The following is a 9,488-nucleotide window of genomic DNA, read 5'->3' as shown; positions in this document are numbered from 1 at the left end:
TAACCCGGCGAGCCCTAACAGACTATTTGCTGGAAATCATGCAGCATTCAAAAGGGTTCGTATATGATCGGATATGTAACCATAGGTGTTTCCAACCTGGACGCCGCCAAGTCGTTCTATACCTCACTGTTCGAGGACAAAGGCGCCAAAGTTTTAATCGACGCGGGTCGTATCGTATTTATTGGCAATAATCCGGCGGCTCCGATGCTGGCCGTTTGCGAACCTTATGACGGCAATGACTGCGCGTCTGGAAACGGCAATATGATATCTTTTCCTGCCGACACCAAAGAGGCTGTTTCGACACTGTACAACAAGGCGATCAGCCTTGGCGCGACTGACGAAGGCGAACCCGGGCAGCGCGTGCCAGATCGGTTCTATGGTGCTTATGTGCGCGATCCGGACGGCAACAAGCTTTGCTTTTATGTGTTCGGATAGATCCTTGCTTGCAGTAGCAAAGAAAAAGGCCGCCGAATTGGGCGGCCTTTCGCATTTGATGCGGGTCGAGCTTAGAAGCCCAGACCTTCGTATTTCTTTTTGAACTTCGACACACGGCCGCCAGCGTCCATCAGGCGCGACGAGCCACCGGTCCATGCCGGGTGCGAAGAGGGGTCGATTTCCAGAGCCAGCTGGTCGCCCTCGGCGCCCCAGGTGGATTTCATCTGAACCACGGTGCCATCGGTCATTTTGACGTTGATGACGTGATAATCGGGATGGATGTCTTTTTTCATCTTTCCGCTCCTTACGCCTCGGCGCCAGCCTTGGGCTTGTAGTTGGTAACCTCTGCGATACGTGCGGATTTACCGCGACGGGTGCGCAGGTAGTACAGTTTGGCGCGACGGACGCGGCCACGGCGGACAACGGTGATGCTGTCGATGTTGGTCGAATACAGCGGGAACACACGCTCCACGCCTTCGCCAAACGAAATTTTGCGAACGGTGAACGATCCGGCGATGCCTTCGCCGTTTTTACGCGCGATGCAGACGCCTTCGTAGTTCTGCACACGGGTGCGCGACCCTTCGGTCACCTTATAGCCGACACGGATGGTGTCACCGGCTTTGAAGTCGGGGATGTCTTTCCCCAGGGCGGCAATCTGTTCCGCCTCAAGCTGTGCGATCAGGTCCATCGCAGGTACTCCTATCTGCTCGTGGTTGGTCCACGAAGTTTGGGCACGGCCTGAGAGCTCTTGGTCTTCATCGGGTCCTGCACGCAGCCCGCCAGAGGTCAGATCGACTGTTCCTTGGGTCTGGTTTGATCTGACACGTCCCTGCCGAAGAAAGCGGGGCGTCACGCCATGATGCAAACCAAAACACCGGAGTCGCAGGTTGCGGCACCGGATTGCGGTCGTTTAAGGGGATTGCGCACAGGGATCAAGAGCAAATCGCATCGAATTGCCGGGCAATACTGGTGGGAATCCGCCAGTCGTAAATTGCAGCGTTGCCTTACCCCCCGGATCGGGCATTCTGAGGCAAATTGAAAGAGCAGAATTTAAGACAGGACTTCAAGGATGCGAATTGCATTTGTGCTGGCAGTTTCGGCTGCTTTGCTTATGTCATGCGGACGCAACGGCCCGAAGCCTCAGGCGGTGGAGCCTGTGCCAGGCGTGGACCGGACAGCACCGTCTGTGATTTACCCCGATTTCGGTGACGCCGATCCGCATGAATGGGAGGGTCGTCATCCGGGTCTATATCCTGTCCACGGTCTGGATGTCTCTCGCTGGCAGGGGGCTATAGACTGGCGAAGGGCCAAAGCCTCCGGCGTGAGTTTTGTATTCATGAAAGCAACCGAAGGTGGGGACGTGGCCGATCCGATGTTCGATAACCACCGGCGCGGCGCGCAAGCCGCCGGTGTGCCTTGGGGGGCCTATCACTATTATTATTTCTGTCGTTCGGCCCGCGAACAGGCCCGTTGGTTCATCCGCAATGTTCCGAAAGGCGCAGACCTGCCGCATGTGCTGGACATGGAATGGACGCCCCATTCAAAAACCTGCACGTTGCGGCCCGACGGCAATACCGTTCGGGCCGAGGCGCAACGGTTCCTGGACATTCTGGAACGACATTATGGTCGTCGTCCTATCATCTACACCACGGTAGATTTCTTTGAGGATACTGACATAGGCCGCCTGCCCAAGACCGAGTTTTGGTTGCGTTCGGTTGCCGGCCACCCGCGCGAGGTTTACCCGCGCACCGTCTGGCGGTTCTGGCAGTACACGGGCACCGGGCTGGTCCCAGGGGTTCAGGGCAGGGTGGACATCAATGCCTTTAACGGCTCGCCGGAAAGCTGGGCCAGATGGAAGGCAAAGCCTTAGAGTTTCGGCGTTCCGTAGGTTTCAATCGTACCGCCGCTGACCAGATGGTCCAATCGCCGCTCGCGTTCTTCGCCATATGCGTTGCGCAGCCAAAAGGTTTCACCCGCGTTGAGTTCGCGACGCTCAAACCCGCGTTCGCGCAGGCATCGATCCACCTGATCAATCTCACCCTGTACGCGCAGCTCGTCCTGGATCGGAGCGGTTACAGCTGGTCCGATAATGATTCCCCAAAGGAGAATGTTGGTCGCATACCCCCCGATGACAGCGGCATTTCCGCCTTCATCTGCTTCTTGCGAGCAGGAATCCACCGCAACCCGCGCAGAGTATAGATTATGACCTGCTTGTGTGGGAACAGACATCCCAAGTGGCTTTGTGGTGCAGGCCGAAGCCGCCAACACCGCGCCAAGTAATAGCTTTTTCATAATGTAGTCAGTCTCACTTCAATCTTAATTGCCCACGAATCCTATGGACCTAGAAGGTGAATAAATTGAGGTGTGTTCAACTTCAAATGGCAATCTGACAAAGAATTAGTCTGCGGCATCGCCGCCACATCCCTGTCCTTCAATCCAGCTTTCCGGGCTTGGATTTTACATACTCTGCCCAGATGTCGGGACGTCGATCGCGGGTGATGTCTTCCGCCATTTTGTGACGCCATTCCGCAATGCGGCCATGGTGACCTGACATCAAAATCTCAGGGATTGGGCGCCCTTTCCAGTCTGCCGGACGTGTGTATTGCGGGTGTTCCAGCAGGCCCGAGGAAAAGCTCTCTTCCTCGGTAGAAGCCTGATTGCCCAGAACGCCGGGGATCAGACGAACGGTTGCATCGATCAGGGCTTGTGCCGCGATTTCACCGCCGGTCATTACAAAGTCACCCAGCGATACTTCCTGTACCCCGTAGTGCTCCAAAACACGCTCGTCCACACCTTCGAACCGGCCGCACAACAAGGTCATGCCGTCGCATCGCGCGAGGTTCTGCATCATGCGCTGGTCCATGCGTCGCCCGCGCGGGCTAAGGTAAATCAGCGGCCAATTGCCGTGCACACCCGCCATCGTATCTTCAATAGCTTCACCCAGAACATCCGCGCGCAGCACCATGCCAGCACCGCCACCAGCTGGCGTGTCATCGACGTTGCGGTGCTTGCCAACGCCGAACTGCCGCAGGTCCACCGTCTCGAGCTGCCACAAGCCTTCTTGCAATGCTTTGCCCGTCAGGCTTTCGCCCAGCACTCCGGGAAAGGCTGTTGGAAACAACGTGATGATCTTAGCTTTCCAGACCCCGTGCAAATCCGGTGTCGGAGTCAAAAGTTCACGCGGTTTCAAAGTCGGCCGGATCGCTTTGCGGCCGTGGGATTTGCTGGGTTTGTCTGTCATGTCTGGCGGGCCAGTTCGGTCTGGGCAGTTTGAATCAGAGCCTTCTTCTGGGTGATCAAAGCCGCTTCGTCCAGTGATGAACGGTTCAGCGTCAGCATTTCCTGCAACACCTCGTCAAAAAAGCTGGGGCTTACGCGTGCAGGACCCCGAAGCTGCGCAGCTTTCTCGGGCGGCAAATCCAGAAAACTTGCAAACGGCGCACCTGCTCCAAAATGATTGTCCTGCATCTTTTCCATAAAAGCCGTCTCTACGGTTACGGATGGCAGCCGATCCCTTATTCTGTCGGCAGTATCCTGCAACGCCGGCAGATGCGCCAAATCAGAGCAGAAGCCGTCCAGATCCTGCACAATCCGAGATTGTTGCAAATCGTGAGCCCACAGACTGCGCAGCCATGCATCGCGTTGGCGCAGAGAAAGGTAGACAGTGATGTCGATCTGATCGCCAAGAAATCGTCGGCGCAGCACACTGACCAGCGTCTCGGCCAGTTCTGGTGCGGCACCATAACCTTCCTCGCGGTTTCTGCTGGGGCGCAGGCCCAGGAAGTTTTCTTCGCTCAGGATCAGGCCCCGGCGTTCGCCAAAATCCAAACCGTCCAAAAAGGTTTGAACTTGTCCGCCAAATCCGGCCAGCGTCGCGTCCAGCCGATAGATTGAATGGCGCGTAGCCGCCTCGCTCAGCCCGGACTTGCGGGTTTTGTAGGGTAGAACCAATGCAAAGCGGGGCCAGATCAATTCACGGTTTTCATACAGAAACGACTGTGCTGCGGTCATGCCTGTCTTGTGCAGGCCCAGATGCAGCAAAATGCGCCGCATCAGATCAAGCCTTCGGGCGGGTCAGCCACGATACGGCCTTGCTCAAGATCCACTGTGGGCACCACTTGCAGCGTAAACGGAAGCAGAACGGTAGATTTCAGGCCCGGCCCATGCAGTTCCAGCAGGTCCGCAGCGCCATGGTTCTGTACGGACTTAACCTTGCCCAGCAGCGTGCCGCCGGTGTCATAGACATCCAGACCGATCAGATCGGTGTGATAAAACTCATCATCGGGAAGCGAGGGCAGCTGATCGCGCCGCGCAAACAGGCGCAGGCCGTTTAGCGCATCGGCCTCTTCCTTGGTTTCAACCCCGCCCAGACGTGCCGCAAACCCGTTTTTGATCGCGCGTGTCAGAACAACCGGATAGCGTTGTTCGCCGGTCTCATCTGTCAACGGAGAGTAGTGTTCGATATCTTCGGGAATGGCGCAAAAGCTTTTCAGGCGCACTTCGCCGCGTACACCGTAAGATCCTGCAACGCTGCCGACGCAGATCAGATCACTCATTGGAAGCGCCTGTTGTCAAACAAATCCCGTTTCTCCATTCGCCAAGGCCTTCGCAGGCTTCGCGTTGATTGCTGCGTTCAAAGAACACGCCGACAATAAAGGCGATCAGCAGCAAAATGGGAAGTCGAATCAATCCGAACATGGGGCCTTACCGTGTTTCGATCGTCAGGGTTTGGGCGCGGTTTTCCCAGCCAACCTGTTCCAGTTCTGGTGTGTCTGATACCTGTTCAGGCCATCCAACGCAGAAGTATCCAATCAGTCGCCAGTCTTCCGGCACGCTCAGATCGCGTATCATTTGGTCGGGATCCAGGATCGACACCCAGCCCAGCCCCAACCCCTCGGCCCGCAAGGCCAGCCAGAACAGGGTGATTGCCGAGACAACAGAGTAACGCCGCATCTCGGGCATCGTGCCCGCGCCCAGCCCCAAGCCCTTGTCGGTACTGTCATCGCAGAATACAGCCAGTTGCACGGGGGCCTCTTGCATCCCGGACAGTTTCAGTCGGCTGTAAAGCTGCGCCTTGTCGCCGGAATACCCCGCCAGCGCATCATCGTTGGCGGTTTGAAAATTCTTTAATGCAGCGGATCGCGCCGCTTCGCTTTCGACGCGGATCACGCGCCAGGGTTCGCTGAGCCCGACCGAAGGGGCCAGTTGAAATGCGTCGAGGCAGCGCGCCAGCACTGCCTCGTCCACGGTGTCGGTGCGGAACCGGCGCACATCACGCCGGAGCCGCATCAACAGATCAAACTGCGTGCGAAAATCGTCGGTGAAAGTCTGATCCCGCACGCGCTTTCCTGCTTATTCTTCTGCAGCCGCTTCTTCAGCCGGTGCAGCAGCCGCTTCGGCAGCTTCAGCAGCCTTGGCCGCTTTCTCTTCCGCGCGTTCCTGAGCTTTCTTGCCCGGCGTACCCTTGTTGGGGTTGTTGCGCTCGGCTTTTTCACGGGTGCCGGCTGCTTCCAGCATACGTGCGATACGGTCGGTGGGCTGGGCGCCCTGATCCAGCCAGTACTGGATGCGCTCCATGTCCATCTTCACGCGCTCTTCGCTGTCTTTCGGCAGCAGCGGGTTATAGGTGCCCAGTTTCTCGATGAAACGACCATCGCGGGGCATACGGCTGTCAGCAGCCACGATGCGATAGAAGGGACGCTTTTTCGAGCCGCCGCGGGCGAGACGAATTTTCATTGCCATGGTGGTATCTCCTTTGAATGGCATATCCGGTTGGAAACCGGTTTAGTTCTGGTGTTTGTTGAACGGGAGGTTCATTCTTGGTGTTTCCGGTGGTGTCGGATGACTTCCTGAATGATGAAATTCAGGAAAGCCTTGGCGAAGTCGGGGTCCAGATCGGCCTCTTTCGCCAGGTCTTCGAGCCGTGCGATCTGCGCCGCTTCGCGCGACGGATCGGACGGGGGAAGGTCGTGTTCGGCCTTGAGCTTGCCAACGGCCTGCGTGTGCTTGAACCGCTCACCCAACGTATAGACAAGGATCGCATCCAGTCGGTCGATGCTTTCGCGATGCTCTTTCAACAGCGTGGCAGCCTGTGTCACGGGGTTGGTCATTGGCCGGTCCTTTCGGTGGTCAGGTCAATCTGCGGGTGACGCCAGATCTGGGCTTTCTTGCCCAAAAGCTCACCGTCGCGCTCGTAGGTGGCCCCAAGCCGTTTGGCCAGTGCGCGCGAGCGGTCGTTGGAATGGGCGATATAGCTGATCACCCCGTTCAGACCTTGATGCCCTGCCGCGTAGTCACGCGCGGCCGCTGCGGCCTCCAGGCCCAGCCCTTTGCCTTCGGCCTCGACCATAAGGGTCCAGCCCAGCTCGGGCTCGGCCCAGCCGGGGGCGTCGATCATCCCGGCCCATCCAACAAATGCGCCGCTGGCTTTTTCGGTCAGATGCCACAGGCCAAAGCCCATCAGAGCCCAATGACCAAGGCGTTTTGCCAGCGAGTCCCAACTGCCAAGCTCATCCTTGGGTCCGCCGACCATATGGCTGCGCTCAGTCGCAAAGAACGCAGTCATCGCAGGCAGGTCGTCCAGATGTGGAGCGCGCAGGATCAGGCGCTCGGTCTCGATGGTGGGGATGGTGAACGAAGTCATGCGTATGCCTCCATCCCGCCATCACTATCCGATGAGAGGTAACGGTAAACGTGCACGGGTTCGTCAAAAACGCGTTCAGCTTTCGCGTCCCGCTTTGCACCTGCGCGCCGCGCGACATCGGCGGACCGGGCATTGTCGGGATCGACATAGCTAACCAGTGAAGGCAGGTCCTGAGTATCGAGCGCAAAGCTGCGTGCTGCTGCCACCGCTTCTGTCGCGATGCCTTGGCCCTCGGCTGCGGCGGTCAGCATATAGCCCAGTTCGTGCTCCTGATCGCCGAACTCCATGCCGACCGAAACAAACCCCATGACGGTTCCCGAGGCCCTGTTCTCGATAGTCCACACGCCTGCACCGCGCAGCATCCATCCAGCGACGTACTGAGTGAAATCCTGCCAGGCGCCATTGCGATCAAACGGGCCATCCATAAAACGCGCGCGGTCCGACATCAGTATCCCGGCATATTCCTCGAAATCCCGCAACTCGGGCGCGCGCAGCACTAAACGCGCGGTCTCGATGCGCGGCACCAGCGCACCCAGCCGCGCGGACAGCGCGGCTGCGGGACCGGTGGCCGGAGCCTCCCAAGGATATGTCGAAAGGGGTGTCATTTACTTTTTCTTGCCGAACCCGCTGAGGCCCTGAGGCAGACCCATACCGCCACCCAGTCCGGGCAGGCCGCCGGGCATTTTGCCGCCCATCGCCTTGGCCGCCTGTTCCAGCGCCTTGGGGTCCATGCCCGCAGCCATATCCTCGGGCGAGGGGCCGCCTTTGCCGAACATGCCTTTCATGGCCTGTTTCAGCATCTTGCCTTTGCCCATCTTGCCCATCTTTTTCATCATGTCCGACATCTGCCGGTGCATCTTGAGCAGCTTGTTGAGGTCGCTGACCTCCATCCCCGAACCGGCGGCAATCCGTTTCTTGCGGCTTGCTTGCAACAGCTGAGGGTTGGCGCGCTCGCGTTTGGTCATCGACTGGATCATCGCGATCTGCTGGCGCAGGATCTTGTCGTCCAGACCGGCCTGATCCATCTGCTTGGCCATCTTTCCCATGCCGGGCATCATGCCCATCATGCCCTGCATGCCGCCCATCTGGATCATCTGCTCCAGCTGCATCTTCAGGTCGTTCATGTTGAACTGACCTTTGACCATGCGCTTCATCATGCGCTCGGTCTGTTCCATCTCCATCGTTTCCTGGGCCTTTTCGACCAGGGCAACGATGTCGCCCATGCCCAGAATTCGACCGGCGATCCGGTCGGGTTCGAAAGTTTCGAGCGCGTCCATCTTTTCGCCCAGACCGACAAAGCGGATCGGCTTGCCAGTGACCGCGCGCATCGACAGTGCCGCACCGCCACGGCCGTCACCGTCCATCCGGGTCAGAACCACGCCCGAGATGCCGACCTTGGCGTCGAACTCTTCGGCGACTTCAACAGCGACCTGACCGGTCAGACCGTCGACGACCAGCAGGGTCTCGCGCGGGTCGACTACGTTGCGGACCTGTTCCACCTCGTCCATCAGGACTTCGTCGATATGCAGACGGCCTGCGGTGTCGAGCATGTAGACGTCATAGCCGCCCAGTGTCGCCTGTTGCTTGGCGCGCTTGGCAATATCGACAGGTTTCTGGCCCGGCACGATGGGCAGGGTATCGACGCCAACCTGCGTGCCCAGAACGGCCAGCTGATCCATCGCCGCCGGGCGATAGACGTCGAGCGAGGCCATCAGGACCTTCTTGCCCTCTTTTTCTTTCAGGCGTTTCGCCAGCTTACCGGTGGTGGTCGTCTTACCCGAGCCTTGCAGACCGACCATCAGGATCGGGGCAGGCGGGTTGTCGATCTTCAGCTTGCCGGGGTCTTCCTCGCCGCGCAGGGTATCGACCAGCGCGTCATGCACGATCTTGACGACCTGCTGGCCGGGGGTGATCGATTTGGTGACGGCCTGGCCGGTCGCCTGTTCCTGCACCTTCTTGACGAACGCGCGGGCAACGGGCAGCGAGACGTCGGCCTCAAGCAGAGCCACACGCACTTCACGCAGCGCGGTCTTGACGTCTTCTTCTGACAGGGCGCCCTGTTTGGTCAGCCGGTCAAAGACGCCAGAGAGGCGTTCGGATAGATTTTCAAACATGCCTTCGGCCTCCTATGCCGGTTTTGAATAGGCGCTTCTTAAGTAAGAAACACCGGTTGAATACACAATTGCCCCCTCCCACTGAATTAGACGTGGGGGTAATGCCAAATGGCATTGCCCCCACGGGCGAAACTCGCTGGTGGGGGGCGATCCCTGAACGACTCAAGGGACCGGAAGATCGAAAGGCTTCCGGATGTTTGGCGGTCGTTTACGCCCTGGGGCCGGGTGAGTCAAGATAAGCTGTGTGAAGGCTGCCGGTGTAGGGTACTCTGATCGAAACAAACTCGGGGGGAAGG

General features: G+C 58.5%; 15 protein-coding genes. 2 read left to right on the top strand and 13 right to left on the bottom strand.

The features are described from left to right. Positions 1–63: 63 nt before the first annotated feature. On the top strand, positions 64–435 hold the full coding sequence (locus tag AC2FNU_RS09900; RefSeq protein ID WP_480801943.1) for a VOC family protein: 372 nt from the start codon (positions 64–66) through the stop codon (positions 433–435). Between the two features lie 71 nt (positions 436–506). Here the strand turns inward: AC2FNU_RS09900 and rpmE are convergent, their stop codons facing one another. Together rpmE and rplS are read right to left on the bottom strand one after the other, a co-directional pair. Beyond that, the gene (gene rpmE / locus AC2FNU_RS09895) at positions 507–728 is read right to left on the bottom strand and encodes a 50S ribosomal protein L31 (protein WP_170428949.1); all 222 of its coding nucleotides are present in this window, start codon (positions 726–728) and stop codon (positions 507–509) included. Positions 729–739: 11 nt separating this feature from the next. Continuing rightward, the gene (gene rplS / locus AC2FNU_RS09890; protein ID WP_170575547.1) at positions 740–1,123 is read right to left on the bottom strand and encodes a 50S ribosomal protein L19; all 384 of its coding nucleotides are present in this window, start codon (positions 1,121–1,123) and stop codon (positions 740–742) included. 381 nt (positions 1,124–1,504) lie between these two features. Between rplS and AC2FNU_RS09885 the strand changes: the two genes are divergently transcribed. After that, the gene (locus AC2FNU_RS09885; protein ID WP_496787757.1) at positions 1,505–2,305 is read left to right on the top strand and encodes a glycoside hydrolase family 25 protein; all 801 of its coding nucleotides are present in this window, start codon (positions 1,505–1,507) and stop codon (positions 2,303–2,305) included. On the opposite strand, the gene AC2FNU_RS09880 is transcribed toward AC2FNU_RS09885, so the two are convergent. The 11 genes from AC2FNU_RS09880 to ffh form a co-directional block, all read right to left on the bottom strand. Next, entirely contained in the window at positions 2,302–2,727 is a 426-nt protein-coding gene (locus AC2FNU_RS09880; protein ID WP_496787756.1) for a hypothetical protein, read from the bottom strand. The two genes, AC2FNU_RS09885 and AC2FNU_RS09880, sit on opposite strands and share 4 nt — an antisense overlap. Before the next feature lie 139 nt (positions 2,728–2,866). After that, positions 2,867–3,676: a tRNA (guanosine(37)-N1)-methyltransferase TrmD gene (trmD, locus tag AC2FNU_RS09875; RefSeq protein ID WP_496787754.1), complete on the bottom strand. Its 810-nt coding sequence runs from the start codon at positions 3,674–3,676 to the stop codon at positions 2,867–2,869. Beyond that, positions 3,673–4,488 carry a hypothetical protein gene (locus tag AC2FNU_RS09870; RefSeq protein WP_496787750.1) on the bottom strand — a complete coding sequence of 272 codons (816 nt, stop codon included), beginning with the start codon at positions 4,486–4,488 and terminating at the stop codon, positions 3,673–3,675. Before AC2FNU_RS09870 ends, trmD begins: the two co-directional genes overlap by 4 nt. Further along, the gene (gene rimM / locus AC2FNU_RS09865) at positions 4,488–4,991 is read right to left on the bottom strand and encodes a ribosome maturation factor RimM (RefSeq protein ID WP_496787748.1); all 504 of its coding nucleotides are present in this window, start codon (positions 4,989–4,991) and stop codon (positions 4,488–4,490) included. Before rimM ends, AC2FNU_RS09870 begins: the two co-directional genes overlap by 1 nt. Then, the gene (locus AC2FNU_RS09860; protein WP_496726785.1) at positions 4,984–5,133 is read right to left on the bottom strand and encodes a hypothetical protein; all 150 of its coding nucleotides are present in this window, start codon (positions 5,131–5,133) and stop codon (positions 4,984–4,986) included. The genes rimM and AC2FNU_RS09860 overlap by 8 nt, the downstream gene beginning before the upstream one ends. A gap of 6 nt (positions 5,134–5,139) precedes the next feature. Further along, entirely contained in the window at positions 5,140–5,775 is a 636-nt protein-coding gene (gene bluB / locus AC2FNU_RS09855; protein WP_496787747.1) for a 5,6-dimethylbenzimidazole synthase, read from the bottom strand. 12 nt (positions 5,776–5,787) lie between these two features. Continuing rightward, on the bottom strand, positions 5,788–6,177 hold the full coding sequence (gene rpsP / locus AC2FNU_RS09850; protein WP_496787745.1) for a 30S ribosomal protein S16: 390 nt from the start codon (positions 6,175–6,177) through the stop codon (positions 5,788–5,790). A 71-nt stretch (positions 6,178–6,248) separates the two neighbouring features. Further along, complete coding sequence (locus tag AC2FNU_RS09845; protein ID WP_480801950.1) at positions 6,249–6,545, bottom strand: chorismate mutase; 297 nt, start codon at positions 6,543–6,545, stop codon at positions 6,249–6,251. Further along, positions 6,542–7,078: a GNAT family N-acetyltransferase gene (locus AC2FNU_RS09840; protein ID WP_496787743.1), complete on the bottom strand. Its 537-nt coding sequence runs from the start codon at positions 7,076–7,078 to the stop codon at positions 6,542–6,544. The genes AC2FNU_RS09845 and AC2FNU_RS09840 overlap by 4 nt, the downstream gene beginning before the upstream one ends. Then, the gene (locus tag AC2FNU_RS09835; RefSeq protein ID WP_496787741.1) at positions 7,075–7,683 is read right to left on the bottom strand and encodes a GNAT family N-acetyltransferase; all 609 of its coding nucleotides are present in this window, start codon (positions 7,681–7,683) and stop codon (positions 7,075–7,077) included. Before AC2FNU_RS09835 ends, AC2FNU_RS09840 begins: the two co-directional genes overlap by 4 nt. Continuing rightward, on the bottom strand, positions 7,684–9,192 hold the full coding sequence (gene ffh / locus AC2FNU_RS09830) for a signal recognition particle protein (RefSeq protein WP_480801953.1): 1,509 nt from the start codon (positions 9,190–9,192) through the stop codon (positions 7,684–7,686). Positions 9,193–9,488 lie beyond the last annotated feature (296 nt).

The sequence above is a fragment of the Ruegeria sp. BHSB064 genome, from assembly GCF_059613205.1.
The sequence above is the reverse complement of the archived record's forward strand: the minus strand, read 5'-3'. Positions and strand labels throughout refer to the sequence as shown.